This is a genomic window from Leifsonia sp. 466MF, from assembly GCF_900100265.1.
Lineage (GTDB): Bacteria > Actinomycetota > Actinomycetes > Actinomycetales > Microbacteriaceae > Leifsonia.
In genome coordinates, this window is sequence record NZ_LT629696.1 from 1,471,633 (window position 1) to 1,487,429 (window position 15,797).

Sequence of the window (15,797 nt, forward strand, 5' to 3'; positions counted from 1 at the left end):
CAGCTCCTGAGTTTTTCGCTGTCTTGGCGGCGATTTGCCCGAAAAACTCAGGAGCTGACGGTGGGGGAGGCGGGTCAGCGCACGCGCGTGACCGCGAACTGCTCGCGCGGGTTCGCGTAGGAGTCCTGCGACTCGACCAGCTGCAGCTCGCGCTCGCCCGACTCCAGGGTGCGCGTGAGCAGGTCGAACACGCTCGACACGGTCTTCCGCAGGGCCAGCTCGGCGTCGCCGGTGCGCACGTAGTGCGCGGTGAACAGCGCCGCCGTCACGTCGCCCGAGCCGTTGGCCTTCATCGGGAGGCGCGGGGTCTGCACGACCCACGCGCCCGCGTCGTCGACGGCGAGCATCTCGATCGTGTCGGCGGGCGCATCCGGACGCTCGACGCTCGTCACGAGGACGGTGCGAGGGCCCATCGCGCGCGCCGCATCCACCGACTCCAGCGTCGACTCGAGGGTGTCGGGCGACGTCTCGGTCAGGAAACCCAGCTCGAACTGGTTCGGCGTGATGATGTCGGCCACCGGAACCACACGCTCCCGCAGCAGCACCGGGATGGCCGGGGCGACGAAGCAGCCGGACTTCGCGTTGCCCATGACCGGGTCGCACGCGTAGACGGCGTCCGGGTTGGCCGCCTTCACGCGGGCGACGGCGTCGATGATGACGTCGCCGATGCCCTCGCTGCCCTGGTAGCCGGAGAGCACGGCGTCGATCTGGCCGAGCACCCCGCGCTCCTCGATGCCGGTGATGACGTCGCGGACGTCGTCGGCGGAGATGAGCGGTCCGCGCCACGCGCCGTACCCGGTGTGGTTGGAGAAGTTCACCGTGTAGACGGGCAGGACCTCGACGCCGATGCGCTGCAGCGGGAAGACGGCGGCGGAGTTGCCGACGTGACCGTAGGCGACCGCGGACTGGATCGAGAGGATCTTCATCCCTCGATCCTCTCATCTGGTCCGGGGCTCAGCGCGCCGCATCCACCAGGTCGTCGAGCAGCCGCGCGCTCTCCTCGGCGGTGAGGTCGTGCACGGTCAGGCGCAGGTGATGTGACGGTTCGGGATGTTCGGCCAGCTGGAACTCGTCGCCCGTCCGCGCCAGCCAGCCGCGCCGCATGAGGCGCTCCGCCACCGTCCGCGCCTGCACGGGAAGCTCGACCCACAGGTTGAGGCCGTCGGCCGGCTCGGCGGGGAGCCCGCGTGCGGTCAGCTCCGCCGCGAAGTCGCGGTTCCGCTCGGCGTAGTGCCGGCCGGCATCGACGATCTCGGCGAGGGCGGTCTCGTCGGTCAGCTGGGCGAGCACGAGGCGCTGAAGGATATGGCTGACCCAGGTCGTGCCGGGGCTCAGCCGGAAGGCGAGGCGCTCGGCCGTCTCCGGGTCGGTGGCGGCGACGGCGAGGCACATGTCCGGGCCGAGGAACTTCGACACCGAGCGGATGAGTGCGAAGCGCCGGTGCCCCGGCCCGATCAGCGTCTCGTAGCGCCGCTGCGACAGCATGGAGAAGTGGTCGTCCTCGATGACGAGCACGTAGGGGTGGTCGGCGAGCACCGCGCGTAGTTCGGCGGCACGTGCGGGGGAGAGGGTGGCGCCGGTGGGATTCTGCGCCCGCGGCGTGCAGATGACGGCGCGGACGCCCGCGGCGAGAGCGGCACGCAGGCCGTCCACGGTCATGCCCTCCGCATCCACCGGCACCGGGATGGCCCGATACCCGCCCAGCCGGACGGTGTGGATGCTCGCCAGGAAGCACGGATCCTCCAGGGCCACAGCGTCGTCACGGAGCAGAGCCTGCGCGAGCAGACGCTCGACCGCATCCACCGCGCCGTTGGTCACGGTGATGCGCACCGTCTGGTCGGGCAGGTCGTCGCGCACCCACGCGAGCGCGCGCTCCTCGAGGGCCGGGTCGATGACGGGCTCCCCGTACAGGACGGGTCGTCCGATGGCGCCGGCGAGCGCTGCGGACGGCTGCGGGATGCGGCGCGGGTCCGGGTTGCCGGTCCCGATGTCGCGGAGGACGCTGTCCTGTGCGTAGCCCTCCTGCGCGACCGCCTCGAGTCCGGCGATGACGGTGCCCGCCCGGCCGCGCGCCGTGACGACGCCCGCCTGCGCGAGCAAGCGGTAGGCGGCGACGGCGGTGTTCCGGTTGACCTGCAGCTGCGCCGCCAGCTCGCGCACCGGCGGCAGGGCGTCGCCGCGGCGCAGCGCACCGCGTTCGTGCAGCGCGCGCACGCTCGCCGCGATCTCCGACGCCGTGGCGCCGGTGATGCCGTTTCCGTCCATTACGCTCCCCGCCCGGTGGTCCCGCGGTCGAGTCTATCCAGCCGCGAAGGGGATGCTATCGTTCGGCATAGGCCAAAACATTCTTTGTTCCGCACGAGAGGGCGATGATGACAGACAACGTACAGGGCAGCGCGACCGGTTCGAGCCGGGTCAAGCGGGGCCTCGCCGAGATGCTGAAGGGCGGCGTCATCATGGACGTCGTCACCCCCGAGCAGGCCCGCATCGCCGAGGACGCCGGCGCCGTCGCCGTCATGGCGCTCGAGCGTGTCCCCGCCGACATCCGCGCCCAGGGCGGCGTGGCCCGGATGAGCGACCCGGACCTGATCGAGGCCATCATCGCCGAGGTGTCCATCCCCGTCATGGCGAAGGCCCGCATCGGCCACTTCGTCGAGGCACAGGTGCTCGAGGCGCTCGACGTCGACTACATCGATGAGTCCGAGGTGCTCTCGCCGGCGGACTACGTCAACCACATCGACAAGTGGCGCTTCACCGTGCCGTTCGTGTGCGGTGCGACGAACCTGGGCGAGGCGCTCCGCCGCATCAACGAGGGCGCGGCGATGATCCGCTCGAAGGGCGAGGCCGGCACCGGCGATGTCTCCGAGGCGACGAAGCACATCCGCAAGATCACCTCGGAGATCAACGCCCTGAAGTCGATGACCAAGGACGAGCTGTACGTCGCGGCCAAGGAGCTCCAGGCCCCGTACGAGCTGGTGGCGGAGATCGCCGAGACGGGCAAGCTGCCGGTCGTGCTGTTCACCGCGGGCGGCGTGGCCACCCCGGCCGACGCGGCGATGATGATGCAGCTGGGCGCGGACGGCGTGTTCGTCGGCTCGGGCATCTTCAAGTCCGGCAACCCCGAGCAGCGCGCGGCGGCGATCGTCAAGGCGACCACGTTCTACGACGACCCGAAGGTCATCGCGGAGGTCTCCCGCGGCCTCGGCGAGGCCATGGTCGGCATCAACGTCGGCGACCTCCCCGCTCCGCACCGTCTGGCCGAGCGCGGCTGGTAAGCGTGACCGGAACGACGACGCGGGTCGGCGTCCTCGCCCTGCAGGGGGATTTCCGCGAGCACATCGCGGTCCTGCGGGGCCTGGGCGCCGACGCCGTCCCCGTGCGCCGTGCGTCCGAGCTGGAGGAGATCGACGGCCTGGTGATCCCGGGCGGCGAGTCCAGCGTGATGGACAAGCTCTCGCGTGCGTTCGGCGTCGCGGAGCCGTTGCGCCAGGCCATCGCCGACGGTCTGCCCGTGTACGGGACGTGCGCCGGGCTGATCATGCTCGCCGACCGCATCCTCGACGGTATCGCCGGCCAGCAGAGCCTCGGCGGCCTGGATGTGTCGGTGCGGCGCAACGCGTTCGGCTCGCAGGTGGATTCGTTCGAGACCGACCTCGACATTCCGGCGGTCGGCGAGGAGCCGATGCACGCGGTGTTCATCCGTGCACCCATCGTCGAGAGCGTGGGCGAGCGAGCGACGCCCCTGGCAACGGTCGCGGACGGACGTGTGGTCGCCGTCGAGCAGGGCAACCTGCTCGGCACGTCGTTCCACCCCGAGATCACCGGCGACACCCGCTTCCACGAGTACTTCCTCGGGAAGGTGCGCCGGGCGGCTCTGCGCGCGGCCTGACCCCGCCGCGAGGGTCGGTGCGGGAGCGGGGCGGGCTGTCGTCCTACAATGGTCAGGATCTTCAGACGTGAGACGAGGGAGCACCAGTGTCCGGGCATTCCAAGTGGGCAACGACCAAGCACAAGAAGGCGGTGATCGACGCCCGCCGCGCGAAGTCCTTCGCGAAGCTGATCAAGAACATCGAGGTTGCGGCGAAGACCGGCGGTGCCGACCTGTCGGGTAACCCCACGCTCGTCGACGCGGTGCAGAAGGCGAAGAAGACCTCGGTCCCGAACGACAACATCGACCGCGCCATCAAGCGCGGCGCCGGCCTCACCGGCGAGTCGATCGACTACACGACGATCATGTACGAGGGCTACGGTCCCGGCGGCGTCGCACTGCTGATCGAGTGCCTCACCGAGAACAAGAACCGGGCCGCAGCCGAGGTCCGGACCGCGATGACCCGCAACGGCGGCACCATGGCCGACCCGGGCAGCGTCGCCTACAACTTCCACCGCAAGGGCGTCATCGTCGTGCCGCACGCCGACGGTGTGGATGAGGACACGGTCCTCACCGCCGTGCTCGACGCCGGTGCGGAGGAGGTCACCGACCGGGGCGAGAGCTTCGAGGTGCTGACCGAGGCTTCCGACCTGGTCGCGGCGCGCACCGCGCTGCAGGAGGCCGGTATCGACTACGACTCGGCCGACGCGGAGTTCGTGGCCACCGTCAACGTCGAGGCCGACGCCGAGGTGGCCCGCAAGGTGTTCCGTCTCATCGACGCCCTCGAGGACTCCGACGACGTGCAGAACGTGTACACGAACCTCGACATCAGCCCTGAGGTGCAGGCGCAGCTCGACGAAGACGACGAGTAGGTCGCGGCCGTGACGATCCGGGTGCTCGGCATCGACCCGGGTCTGACGCGCTGCGGTGTCGGGATCGTCGACGTGCAGGCGGACCGTCGCGCCACGCTGGTGGATGTGACGGTCATCCGCACTCCGCCGGGCATGGCCCTGGAGGAGCGGCTCCTCGCGGTCGGGAACGGCATCGAGCGCCTGCTCGACGAGCATCTGCCCGCGGTCGTCGCCATCGAGCGCGTGTTCGCGCAGCACAACCTCCGCACCGTGATGGGCACCGCGCAGGTCAGCGGGGTCGCCCTGCACTCGGCGGCGAAGCGCGGCCTCCCGGTCGCCCTGCACACGCCGAGCGAGGTGAAGGCGGCGATCACCGGCTACGGCTCTGCGGACAAGAGGCAGGTCCAGGCGATGGTCGCGCGCATCCTCGGGCTCGCGGAGGCGCCGAAGCCGGCGGATGCGGCGGACGCCCTCGCGATCGCCATCTGCCACGCCTGGCGCGGCGGCCCGGTGGCGGCCGACGCCGGGGGAGCGACGGACACCGCGCTCACCCCCGCGCAGCAGGCGTGGCGCGCCGCGGAGCGCTCCAGCCGCACGTCGGCGGTGCCCCGTAGGCTTGCACGGTGATCTCCTCCCTCCGCGGTACCGTGCTCTCGGCGAGCGGCGGCACCGCCGTCGTCGAGGTGGGCGGCGTCGGCTTCGCCCTGCAGCTGACGCCCGACCAGGTGCTGTCGCTGCGCGTGGGTGAAGAGACCTTCCTGCACACCTCGCTCATCGTCCGGGAGGACGCCCTGCAGCTGTTCGGGTTCGCCGACCGGGAGCAGCTGGAGGTGTTCGAGCTTCTCAACGGCGTGTCGGGCGTCGGTCCCAAGTCAGCCATCGGCGTGCTGTCCGTGCTGTCGCCGGACGACATCGCCACCGCGGTGGCAGCCGACGACGACGCCCCCTTCCGTAAGGTGTCCGGGATCGGGCCCAAGACCGCGAAGCTGATCGTCGTCTCCCTCGCCGGCAAGCTCACCGCCGTCCGCCGTCCCGCGCCCGCGGTGAAGACATCCCGAGCCCCGTCGTCGGTCGGCGACAGCGTGCTCGTCGCCCTCGTCGGGCTCGGCTGGCCGGAGCGGGTCGCCGCCGAGGCGGTCGCCGAGGTCACGGCCGAGACCGAGGAGAAGGAGCGCGACAGCGTCCAGTCCCTCCTGCGCCTCACCCTTTCGCGGCTCGGACCGGCGCGATGAGCGACGACCTGACCACTCCAGAGCTCGAGTCGGAGACCGAGCTCGCCTTCGAGGGAGCCCTGCGGCCGCGCACGCTGTCCGAGTTCGTCGGGCAGGCGAAGGTGCGCGGCCAGCTCCAGCTGTTGCTGACCGCGGCGCGGATGCAGGAGCGGACGGCCGACCACATCCTGCTCGCCGGCCCCCCAGGTCTCGGGAAGACGACGCTCGCGATGATCGTCGCGCACGAGAGCGAGCGGCCGCTGCGCCTCTCCAGCGGTCCGGCCATCCAGCACGCCGGCGACCTCGCGGCGCTGCTGTCGTCGCTCACGCCGGGCGAGGTGCTCTTCATCGACGAGATCCATCGCATGGCGCGGTCGGCGGAAGAGATGCTGTACCTCGCGATGGAGGACTTCCGCATCGACATCATGGTCGGAAAAGGCGCGGGCGCCACGTCCATCCCGCTCGATCTGGCCCCGTTCACGCTGGTCGGCGCGACGACGCGCTCGGGGCTGCTGCCCAACCCGCTGCGCGACCGTTTCGGGTTCACCGCGCACCTCGAGTTCTACGACGAGGCCGAGTTGACCCAGGTGCTCACCCGGGCGGCGACGATGCTCGACTTCGAGGTCGACAGGGAGGCGCTGGCCGAGATCGCCGGGCGCTGCCGGGGCACGCCGCGCATCGCCAACCGGCTGCTGCGCCGGGTGCGCGACTACGCGCTCGTCCACGGCGGCCGGGCCGATGTCAACGCGGTCCGCGCGGCGCTCGAGCTCTACGATGTCGACCCGCTCGGCCTCGACCGCCTCGACCGCGCGGTGTTGCAGATCATCCTCGAACGATTCGACGGCGGACCGGTGGGACTGAACACCCTCGCGGTCTCCGTCGGGGAGGAGGCGGAGACGATCGAGTCCGTCGTCGAGCCCTTCCTCGTGCGCATCGGATTGCTCTCCCGAACGCCTCGCGGCCGCATGGCGACCGCTGCGGCATGGCGTCATCTCGGAATTCCGAGCCCGCGGCGGGATTCCTCCCAGCCTCCGACGCTCGTCGATGACATATAATCCAAGCTGGCCGTTCGGCCAACCCCCTTGCCCCCATCGAAAGGTTCGGCAGCTTCATGGTCTTTGACCCGTTGACCATCCTGATGGTCGTCATCCTGGCGGCCCTCGTGTTCTTCATGTTCCGGAACAGCCGCAAGCGGCGCCGGGAGCAGGAGGAGACGCGTTCGAAGATGGTGCCCGGCGCCGAGGTCATGACCAACTTCGGTCTCTACGGCACGCTCCTGTCCGTCAATGAGGACGACAACACCGCCACCATCGAGACGAGCCCCGGCCACGTCGTCAAGGTGCACCGCCAGGTGCTCGCCCGCGTCGTCGAGCCCACGAACGCCGAGGCCACGAGCGACGACGCCGAGGCCCCCGGTGTCGAGCTCAACGAGGACCACGCGATCACCCACGACGCGTCGGACTCCACGACGCCGGAGTACGGCGAGCGTCTCGACGACTCGCCCAAGAAGCCCGGCTCGAAGAGCGACGACTGACACATCCCCTGTGCTCCGGCCCCCACGCGGGGCCGGAGCGCTCGTAGAAAGCTGAGTTCCTGGTGGCAAAGTCGACCCCGGTCAAGAAAGCCTGGCGTTCGCTGACGTGGCTCGGCGTCATCGTGGTGGTGCTCCTCGGCACCCTCACGGCAGGCGTCCTGTTCAGCAACGCCACGTGGCTGCCGAAGCTCGCCCTCGACCTCGAGGGGGGAACGCAGATCATCCTCGCCCCGCAGGTCGAGAACGGCCAGTCGGTGCAGCAGCAGCAGCTGGACCAGGCGGTGTCGATCATCCGCCAGCGCATCGACGCGTCCGGCGTGTCCGAGGCGCAGATCTCCACCGAGGGCTCGAAGAACATCGTCGTCTCGCTGCCCGGCAAGCCGGACCAGGCGACGCTCGACCGCGTGAAGTCCAGCGCACGTCTCGACTTCCGTCCGGTGCTCATCGCCGGCGGCCCGACGAACGAGGTCGTCGGCGCCGACGGCAAGTCCACCCCGGCGCCGTCACCGGCTCCCGACCTGCAGGCGACGCCGTCGACGAAGCCGACGAACGGGAGCGACCTCGCCTGGGTGACGCCGAAGCTCCAGGCCGACTTCAACGCCTACGACTGCAAGGCGAACGCGAACAAGACGACGAGCTCCGCGCCGACGGACCAGCCGCTGATCACGTGTGACGACCAGAACACGGTCAAGTACCTGCTCGGTCCGGTCGAGGTCAAGGGTCAGGACATCAGCGACGCGAACGCCGGGCTCGTCCAGAGCTCGCAGGGCGTGACGACCGGCCAGTGGGCCGTCAACATCATCTTCAACGGGGCGGGCACCAAGGCCTTCTCCGACGTCACGACGCGCCTCGTCGGCCTCCAGGGATCGCAGAACCAGTTCGCGATCGTGCTCGACGGCAAGGTGATCTCCGCGCCGACGACGCAGGCGGCGATCACGGACGGCAAGCCGCAGATCACCGGTAACTTCACCGAGACGACCGCGAAGGCCCTCGCCGATCAACTGAAGTTCGGCGCGCTGCCGTTCAGCTTCAAGGTGCAGAGCCAGGACACCATCTCGGCGACCCTCGGTACCGCGCAGCTGCTCGCCGGTCTGATCGCGGGCCTGATCGGCCTCATCCTGGTCGCCATCTACACGTTCTTCCAGTACCGCCTGCTCGGTCTCGTCACGATCTTCTCGCTGGTCGTGGCCGGCGTGCTGACCTGGCTGACGATCTCGCTGCTGTCGTGGCACTACGACTACCGGCTCTCCCTCGCGGGTGTGGCGGGTCTGATCGTCGCGATCGGCTTCACGGCCGACTCCTTCATCGTGTACTTCGAACGCATCCGAGACGAGTTGCGCGATGGGAGGGGTCTCGAATCCGCCGTGGAGGCCGGCTGGGGACGCGCCCGCCGGACGATCTACGCGTCGAAGGCCACCAACCTCCTCGCGGCCGTCGTGCTGTACGTGCTCGCGGCGGCGAACGTGCGCGGGTTCGCCTTCACGCTCGGACTCACGACCATCATCGACGTCATCGTCGTGCTGCTCTTCACGCACCCGACGCTGCAGCTGCTCGCGCGGACGCGCTTCTTCAGCTCCGGTCACCCGCTGTCCGGCCTCGACCCGCAGGCGCTCGGCGCCGTGTATCGCGGGGCCGCGCAGTTCCGGGCGCCGACGGCAGCCGTCAAAGCGGGAACGGCCGCGCGAGCGGGCAAGGAGGCGGCTCGCCGCCAGACGATCGCCGAGCGCAAGGCGGCAGAGCTCGCCGGCGCCTCGACGTCCTCGGATCGATCGACCGAGGGGAAGGACTCCTGATGGCCAGCCGTCTCGTGCAATTCGGTAACGACCTCTACACCGGCGCGCGCTCGATCGACTTCGTCGGCCGCCGCAAGATCTGGTACTCGATCGCGGCCGTCATGGTTGTGCTCTCGATCCTCGTGCCGATCGTCCGCGGCGGGTTCAACTTCTCGATCGAGTTCCGCGGCGGTTCGCAGTTCCAGGTGAGCGACGTGTCGAGCACCGACACCAGCAAGGCGCAGGACGCTGTCAGCAGTGTCGTGCCGAGCGCCGTCTCGCACGTCAGCGTGGTCGGCGACAACGCCGTGCGCGTGCAGACCGACCAGCTGTCGGAGACGCAGACGCGCGAGGTGTCGGACGCGCTGGCGAAGGCGTACGACGTCGACGCGTCGGAGGTCTCTGCGACCTTCATCGGGCCGTCGTGGGGTGCGGATGTGACGCAGCAGTCCATCCAGGGCCTCGTGGTGTTCCTGCTGCTGGCCTTCATCGCCATGGCGCTCTACTTCCGCACCTGGAAGATGTCCGCCGCCGCGATCATCTCCCTGTTCCACGACCTCATCATCACGGCGGGCGTCTATGCGCTCGTCGGGTTCGAGGTGTCGCCGGCGACGATGATCGGCTTCCTGACCATCCTCGGCTACTCGCTGTACGACACCGTCGTGGTGTTCGACAAGATCCGCGAGAACACCAAGGAGGAGATGGAGCTGACCCGGCGCACGTTCGCCGAGTCGGTCAACCTGGCGGTCAACCAGACCCTGGTGCGGTCGATCAACACGGCCGTCGTCGCGGTGCTGCCTGTCGCGTCCATCCTGTTCATCGGTGCCTACGCGCTCGGCGCGGCGACGCTGCGCGACATCTCGCTCGCCCTGCTGATCGGCATCATCGTCGGCACGTACTCGACGATCTTCCTGGCCGCGCCGATGTACTCGCAGTTCCGTGAGAAGGAGCCGGCGATCCGGAAGCACGACCAGAAGGTGCTGTCCATCCGTCCGAAGGCCGAGGTCAAGGCCGACGCAGTCGCTGCGGCCGCGGAGTAGCCTGGCCGGATGACCGACGCCGCCCCGCAGACGCCTTTCCTCCCCGAGGACGAGATCACCGTTGCACGTGCGCGCGAGCTGACCGACGCGGGTGACGCGTGGCTGCTCGATGTGCGCGAGCCCTTCGAGTGGGAGGCCGGGCACGCGCCCGGTGCGCACCACATCCCGCTCGGTGAGCTGGGGGAGCGGCAGCATGAGCTCCCTGAGGACCAGCAGCTGCTGGTCATCTGCCGGAGCGGCGCCCGGTCACGGAGGGTCACCGATGCGCTCATCGAGGCGAACTATCCCGTCGCCAACGTCGCGGGCGGGATGAGTGCCTGGCACGCCGAGGGCGGTCCCGTTCTGCGCGACGACGGTACGCCAGGAGCGATCGTCTAGGGCCGAGATCCCGCACCGTGACAGAACGGTGTTCCGGAGCGGTCATAATGGACGACAGGAGGCGCGCGAATGGTTGACACGACGACATCGCAGAGCGCTTCCCTGCGCCGTCTCGTGCCGCGCATCTTCTCCCGAGCGCAGCCGTCCGGCGGTGCTGTCGAGACACTGATGCGCACGGTGCGGATGCACCACCCGAAGGCCGACCTGTCGCTGATCGAGCGCGCCTACTCCGTTGCGGAGCGGGCGCACCGCGGCCAGAAGCGTCGTTCGGGCGAGCCGTACATCACGCATCCCGTCGCCGTCGCGCAGATCATCGCCGACCTGGGCATCGGCGCCAAGACCATCGCCGCCGCGCTCCTGCACGACACGGTCGAGGATACCGAGTACACACTCGACGAGTTGCGTGACCAGTTCGGCGACGAGATCGCGATGCTGGTCGACGGCGTCACCAAGCTCGACAAAGTCAAGTACGGCGACAGCGCGCAGGCCGAGACGGTCCGGAAGATGATCGTCGCGATGTCGAAGGACATCCGGGTGCTGATCATCAAGCTCGCGGACCGCCTGCACAACGCGCGCACCTGGGGCTTCGTCCCCGCCGCATCGGCGACGCGCAAGGCGACCGAGACTCTCGAGATCTACGCACCGCTCGCACACCGTCTCGGCATCCAGGCGATCAAGTGGGAGCTCGAGGACCTGTCGTTCGCGGTGCTGTACCCGAAGCTGTACGCCGAGATCGAGAGCCTCGTGAAGCAGCGCACGCCGGAGCGCGAGCGCCTGGTGCAGCAGGTCATCGACGCGATCAATGACGACTTGAAGTCCGCCAAGATCCGCGGCAAGGTCGTCGGCCGGCCGAAGCAGTACTACTCGATCTACCAGAAGATGGTGGTCCGCGGCCGCGAGTTCGACGACATCTACGACCTGGTCGGCATCCGCGTTCTGGTGAACACGGTGCGCGACTGTTACGCGGTGCTCGGGCAGATCCACGCGCGTTGGACCCCGATGCCCGGCCGCTTCAAGGACTACATCGCGACGCCGAAGTTCAACCTGTACCAGTCGCTCCACACGACCGTGATCGGTCCGCAGGGCCGCCCGGTCGAGATCCAGATCCGCACCGAGGAGATGCACCAGCGTGCCGAGTTCGGTGTGGCTGCGCACTGGAAGTACAAGGAGCAGACCACCGGCAAGAGCTCCGGCGGCCCCGCGAAGGTGGACACCGACCTGGCCTGGCTCGCCCACATCTCGGACTGGCAGGCGGAGACCGCCGACCCGAGCGAGTTCCTCGACTCGCTCCGCTTCGAGATCGGCGCGAAGGAGGTCTACGTCTTCACGCCGAAGGGACGAGTGATCGGCCTGCCCGCCGGTGCGACCCCGGTCGACTTCGCGTATGCCGTGCACACCGAGGTGGGCCACCGTACGATGGGCGCGAAGGTGAACGGACGCCTCGTCCCGCTGGAGAGCAGCCTCAACACGGGCGACGTCGTCGAGATCTTCACCTCGAAGAACCCGGACTCCGGCCCGAGCCAGGACTGGCTCAACTTCGTCAAGAGCCCGCGTGCGCGCAACAAGATCCGCCAGTGGTTCACCAAGGAGCGCCGCGACGAGGCGATCGAGCAGGGCAAGGATGCGATCGCGCGCGCGATGCGCAAGCAGAACCTGCCGCTTCAGAAGCTGATGACGCAGGACGCCCTGGTCGAGGTCGCCTTCTCGCTCAAGTATCCGGATGTGTCCGCCCTGTACGCGGCCGTCGGTGAGGGGCACGTCTCCACGCAGTCGGTCATCGAGAAGATCGTCGCCTCCCTGCAGACCGAGGTCGAGTCGGACGGCGAGCTCGAGATCCCGGTCAAGGGCCGCCGTCAGCTGCGCAACAGCGACTCCGGCGTCCTCGTTCGTGGCGCCCCCGACATCCTCGTGAAGCTGGCGAAGTGCTGCACGCCCGTCCCGGGCGACCCGATCGTCGGGTTCATCACCCGCGGCCAGGGCGTCTCGGTGCACCAGGCGAACTGCCACAACGTGCAGTCGCTGCTTCAGGAGCCCGAGCGGATGATCGACGTCGAGTGGGCGCCGAGTTCCAAGAGCGTCTTCCTGGTGCAGATCCAGGTCGAAGCCCTCGACCGCTCCGGCCTCCTCAGCGACGTCACCCGCGTGCTGTCCGAACATCACGTCAACATCCTCTCGGCCACGGTGACCACCTCCAGCGATCGGCTGGCCCTCAGCCGTTTCGTCTTCGAGATGGGAGACACCACCCACCTCGACCGCGTCCTCAACGCGGTGCGCCGCATCGACGCCGTCTACGACGTCTACCGCGTCAGCGGCGGCTGACCGCCGACGACCGCCGACCCGACCGCCGGCTCTATCGCGAGCGGCAGCCGTGCGCGTGCCACGGCGGGCAGCCGTTGCCGCGCGAGGCCGCATCCCTTCTGCCGACTGCTCCGCAGCCGGTCGTCGAGTTCAGACGGTGAGACTCCGGCAAGCAGCAGGAGGTGCCGGACTTCGAGCGCCTCCGTCTCGCCGAAGCGCGTGCCGGAGCAGAGCAGATCGACCGCTGTGCGCAGGGGACTCGTGACCCGCACACCGTCGTAGACGACCGTCTCGCCGTCACCGAGCATGCGATGCGAGGTGTCGACAGCGGGGAAGAGCGCGCCTCCGCGGCGATGGGGCGGGACGCAGACCTGTGGGACCGGGGGCGCCATGGCGCGCGTGCCGTGGATCCAGGCCGCCGACCCACGGTCGGCGACGGCCCAGCCGGGCGCGGTGCGCGCGAACGCCTGCGAACGCAGCGCCGGCCCGTCGACCGCGTCGGCCGGGGCGAACGCGTCGCCGACGCGGAACAGGTGACCGTCGAGACAGAGGGAGAGCAGCTCGACCACAGGCAGGATGTCGGCGTCGAGCAGGGGAGCGGAGATCGTGTTCATGCCTCTAGCCTCGTCCGGGAGGATCCCGGGCGGCTCGGGATTCTCGGAACGGTGGAGAACGTCCTCGTCAGGCGTGCTGTGGAGAACTGCGACGCGGCGGCGAGATCACCGCCGCGTCATCACGACGACTCAGCCCAGCGCGTCGAGCCAGATCTTGCGGGCGTCGAGGGCCTCCTGCGCCGCCTTCACCTTGGCGCTGTCGCCGGTCGCCTGCGCATCGGCGAGCTCCTGCTCCAGCTTCGCGATGGCCGCGTTGAGCTGGCTGGCCAGTCCTTCGGAGCGAGCCTTCTTCTCAGGGTTGTTCTTCTCCCAGTGCTCTTCGTCGAGGCGGCGGACAGCGGCCTCGACGCGGCGCAGGCGGTCTTCGATCGGCCGCACCTGCTCGCGCGGCACGCGGCCGATCTGGTCCCAGCGCTCCTGGATCGACAGCAGCTGCGCGCGGGCCGTCTCACGATCGGTGGCCTTCAGCAGCGGCTCGGCCTCGTCGAGGAGCGCGAGCTTCTGCTGGAGGTTCGCCTCGTACTCGGCGCTGTCGCGCGCATCCACTTCGGCCTTCGCCGAGTAGATCGCGTCGCCCGCGGCCTTGAAGCGCGCCCACAGGGCGTCGTCGTTCTTCTTGCCGGCGCGGCCGGCGGCCTTCCACTGGTCGAGCAGGCGGCGGTACTCCGGCACCCCGTCCGCGCCGAGCGGGATGAGCTTCTCGGCTTCCTCGATGAGCGCGTTCTTGCGGTTGCGCACGTCGCGGTGCTGCGTGTCCAGCTCGGTGAAGAACGCCTTGCGGTTGTGCTCGATCGTCGAGCGGGCGGCACGGAACCGCTTCCACAGCTCGTTCGCTTCGTTCTTGGGGATGCGCGGGCCGTCGTGCTGGTGGGCCTGCCAGCGCGCGAACAGGGCGTCGAGCTCGGCGCTCGTCGTCTTCCACTGCGTCCGCGCCGGGTCCTGGGCCGCGAGGGCCTCCGCCTGCTCGACGATCGCGGTGCGTTCGGCGATGGCGGCGTCGAGCGCAGCCTTCGCCTCGGCGCTCTGCTGCTCGGTGAGCTCCTCCACGGTGCCGCCCAGTGCATCCAGGCGCGTCAGGAGGGACGCGAGGTCGCCGACCGCGTTCGCGCCCTCGACGGCGGACCGCAGGTTGGCGACGGACTTGGCGACGTCGCTCGCGGGGGCTCCCCGGCGCGCCCGCTGCTCCAGCAGGCCGACCTGCCCGGCGAGATCGGTGTACTTGCGCTCGAAGTACGCGAGCGCCTCCTCCGCCGTACCGTCGGGGTACTCGCCGACGACGCGTTCGCCGTCGCCCTCGCGGACGTACACGGTTCCGGTGTCGTCGACACGTCCCCAGGGGTGCTGTTCAGAAGTAGCCAAGAGCCTCACCTTGCTGCTGCGCGATGGGGCGGGATGCCGCCCCTCGTTTGGGAATCAGCCTATTGCACGTGCCACGGTCACTGCAGGGTGAAGCTGTCGATCGTCGTCTTCACCGCGGGGGTGCCGTCGGTCTTGCCGCCTTCGATGCCCTTGTCGGTGACCTGCGCCTTGAGCTGGTCGAGGCCGCTGGTCACCGAGCCGATGACCGTGTAGCCGCCGGCGTCGTCCGAGGGGATCTTCGTGTCCTCGTAGACGATGAAGAACTGGCTGCCCTGGCTCTCGGCGTTGTTGCCCTGACGGGCCATCGCGATCGTGCCCGCCTTGTAGACGTCGTCGGCAGGCGCGTTCTCGATCGGGCCGTACTCGTAGCCCGGTCCGCCGGAGCCGTCGCCCTTCGGATCGCCGCACTGCAGCACGTAGAAGCCGCCGTTGGTCAGGCGGTGGCAGGTCAGGCCGTCGTAGAACTTCTTCTGCACGAGCGACACCGTGGACGAGACGGCCTGCGGGGCCGCGGCGCCGTCGAGCGAGACCCCCAGCGGGACGCCGTTGATCGTCATGGTGCCCGTCCAGGTGCGGTCCTCGGCGAGCGTCTTCGGCGGGACGCCGCCCGCGGAGGGCGACGTGGACGGGGACGACGAGGACGAAGCCTTCGCCGCGCCGGGTCCGGCGGAGAAGTACAGGAGCTGCGTGCCCACCGCGAGGGCGACGATCACGATGGCCGCGATTCCGGCCACCCAGTTGTCACGCTTGCGGCGCTTGACCTTGTGCTCGTGCACGGTCTGTCGCGCCTGATAGGCGCGCAGCCGCTCGCGTGCCTGTCGCGCTTCGCGGTCGTTCTGCTTCGGTGCCACGTGTGTCCTCCGGCGTCGGTA

At 69.4% G+C, this 15,797-nt stretch carries 16 protein-coding genes; 11 read left to right on the forward strand and 5 right to left on the reverse strand.

All coding sequences use genetic code 11. The annotated features are described in order from the left end of the window. Positions 1–74: 74 nt before the first annotated feature. Complete coding sequence (pdxY, locus tag BLR91_RS07010; RefSeq protein ID WP_089876143.1) at positions 75–926, reverse strand: pyridoxal kinase PdxY; 852 nt, start codon at positions 924–926, stop codon at positions 75–77. Positions 927–954: 28 nt separating this feature from the next. Further along, the gene (locus BLR91_RS07015; RefSeq protein WP_089876141.1) at positions 955–2,265 is read right to left on the reverse strand and encodes an aminotransferase class I/II-fold pyridoxal phosphate-dependent enzyme; all 1,311 of its coding nucleotides are present in this window, start codon (positions 2,263–2,265) and stop codon (positions 955–957) included. Positions 2,266–2,369: 104 nt separating this feature from the next. On the opposite strand from BLR91_RS07015, the gene pdxS reads away from it, so the two are divergent. From pdxS to BLR91_RS07070, 11 genes are all read left to right on the forward strand, one after another. Then, complete coding sequence (gene pdxS, locus BLR91_RS07020; RefSeq protein ID WP_018191241.1) at positions 2,370–3,275, forward strand: pyridoxal 5'-phosphate synthase lyase subunit PdxS; 906 nt, start codon at positions 2,370–2,372, stop codon at positions 3,273–3,275. Between the two features lie 2 nt (positions 3,276–3,277). Next, the gene (gene pdxT, locus BLR91_RS07025) at positions 3,278–3,889 is read left to right on the forward strand and encodes a pyridoxal 5'-phosphate synthase glutaminase subunit PdxT (RefSeq protein ID WP_018191240.1); all 612 of its coding nucleotides are present in this window, start codon (positions 3,278–3,280) and stop codon (positions 3,887–3,889) included. Positions 3,890–3,975: 86 nt separating this feature from the next. Then, positions 3,976–4,740: a YebC/PmpR family DNA-binding transcriptional regulator gene (locus tag BLR91_RS07030; protein ID WP_018191239.1), complete on the forward strand. Its 765-nt coding sequence runs from the start codon at positions 3,976–3,978 to the stop codon at positions 4,738–4,740. Positions 4,741–4,755: 15 nt separating this feature from the next. Beyond that, entirely contained in the window at positions 4,756–5,346 is a 591-nt protein-coding gene (ruvC, locus tag BLR91_RS07035) for a crossover junction endodeoxyribonuclease RuvC (protein WP_172823254.1), read from the forward strand. Next, the gene (gene ruvA / locus BLR91_RS07040; protein ID WP_089876139.1) at positions 5,343–5,951 is read left to right on the forward strand and encodes a Holliday junction branch migration protein RuvA; all 609 of its coding nucleotides are present in this window, start codon (positions 5,343–5,345) and stop codon (positions 5,949–5,951) included. Before ruvC ends, ruvA begins: the two co-directional genes overlap by 4 nt. Continuing rightward, positions 5,948–6,985 carry a Holliday junction branch migration DNA helicase RuvB gene (ruvB, locus tag BLR91_RS07045; RefSeq protein ID WP_018191236.1) on the forward strand — a complete coding sequence of 346 codons (1,038 nt, stop codon included), beginning with the start codon at positions 5,948–5,950 and terminating at the stop codon, positions 6,983–6,985. Before ruvA ends, ruvB begins: the two co-directional genes overlap by 4 nt. A gap of 56 nt (positions 6,986–7,041) precedes the next feature. After that, on the forward strand, positions 7,042–7,464 hold the full coding sequence (gene yajC, locus BLR91_RS07050) for a preprotein translocase subunit YajC (protein WP_018191235.1): 423 nt from the start codon (positions 7,042–7,044) through the stop codon (positions 7,462–7,464). Positions 7,465–7,526: 62 nt separating this feature from the next. Further along, positions 7,527–9,257, forward strand: a complete 1,731-nt coding sequence (gene secD, locus BLR91_RS07055; RefSeq protein ID WP_089876137.1) for a protein translocase subunit SecD — start codon at positions 7,527–7,529, stop codon at positions 9,255–9,257. Continuing rightward, positions 9,257–10,276 carry a protein translocase subunit SecF gene (gene secF, locus BLR91_RS07060; protein ID WP_089876135.1) on the forward strand — a complete coding sequence of 340 codons (1,020 nt, stop codon included), beginning with the start codon at positions 9,257–9,259 and terminating at the stop codon, positions 10,274–10,276. The genes secD and secF overlap by 1 nt, the downstream gene beginning before the upstream one ends. A gap of 9 nt (positions 10,277–10,285) precedes the next feature. Beyond that, positions 10,286–10,654, forward strand: coding sequence for a rhodanese-like domain-containing protein (locus BLR91_RS07065; protein ID WP_018191232.1), 369 nt, complete (start codon positions 10,286–10,288; stop codon positions 10,652–10,654). Positions 10,655–10,723: 69 nt separating this feature from the next. Then, positions 10,724–12,973 carry a RelA/SpoT family protein gene (locus BLR91_RS07070; protein ID WP_018191231.1) on the forward strand — a complete coding sequence of 750 codons (2,250 nt, stop codon included), beginning with the start codon at positions 10,724–10,726 and terminating at the stop codon, positions 12,971–12,973. On the opposite strand, the gene BLR91_RS07075 is transcribed toward BLR91_RS07070, so the two are convergent. From BLR91_RS07075 to BLR91_RS07085, 3 genes are all read right to left on the reverse strand, one after another. After that, positions 12,952–13,566, reverse strand: a complete 615-nt coding sequence (locus tag BLR91_RS07075; protein WP_089876133.1) for a type IV toxin-antitoxin system AbiEi family antitoxin — start codon at positions 13,564–13,566, stop codon at positions 12,952–12,954. The genes BLR91_RS07070 and BLR91_RS07075 overlap by 22 nt on opposite strands. A gap of 129 nt (positions 13,567–13,695) precedes the next feature. Continuing rightward, positions 13,696–14,925, reverse strand: coding sequence for a DUF349 domain-containing protein (locus BLR91_RS07080; RefSeq protein ID WP_172823193.1), 1,230 nt, complete (start codon positions 14,923–14,925; stop codon positions 13,696–13,698). A gap of 77 nt (positions 14,926–15,002) precedes the next feature. Beyond that, entirely contained in the window at positions 15,003–15,776 is a 774-nt protein-coding gene (locus BLR91_RS07085; RefSeq protein WP_089876129.1) for a peptidylprolyl isomerase, read from the reverse strand. Positions 15,777–15,797 lie beyond the last annotated feature (21 nt).

Bases quoted from the DNA above. Each gene is read 5' to 3' on its own strand.
- yajC (WP_018191235.1), top strand. From the start codon at position 7,042: ATGGTCTTTGACCCGTTGACCATCCTGATGGTCGTCATCCTGGCGGCC.
- BLR91_RS07015 (WP_089876141.1), bottom strand. From the start codon at position 2,265: ATGGACGGAAACGGCATCACCGGCGCCACGGCGTCGGAGATCGCGGCG.
- secF (WP_089876135.1), top strand. From the start codon at position 9,257: ATGGCCAGCCGTCTCGTGCAATTCGGTAACGACCTCTACACCGGCGCG.
- BLR91_RS07075 (WP_089876133.1), bottom strand. From the start codon at position 13,566: ATGAACACGATCTCCGCTCCCCTGCTCGACGCCGACATCCTGCCTGTG.
- BLR91_RS07065 (WP_018191232.1), top strand. From the start codon at position 10,286: ATGACCGACGCCGCCCCGCAGACGCCTTTCCTCCCCGAGGACGAGATC.
- pdxY (WP_089876143.1), bottom strand. From the start codon at position 926: ATGAAGATCCTCTCGATCCAGTCCGCGGTCGCCTACGGTCACGTCGGC.
- pdxS (WP_018191241.1), top strand. From the start codon at position 2,370: ATGATGACAGACAACGTACAGGGCAGCGCGACCGGTTCGAGCCGGGTC.
- BLR91_RS07070 (WP_018191231.1), top strand. From the start codon at position 10,724: ATGGTTGACACGACGACATCGCAGAGCGCTTCCCTGCGCCGTCTCGTG.
- ruvB (WP_018191236.1), top strand. From the start codon at position 5,948: ATGAGCGACGACCTGACCACTCCAGAGCTCGAGTCGGAGACCGAGCTC.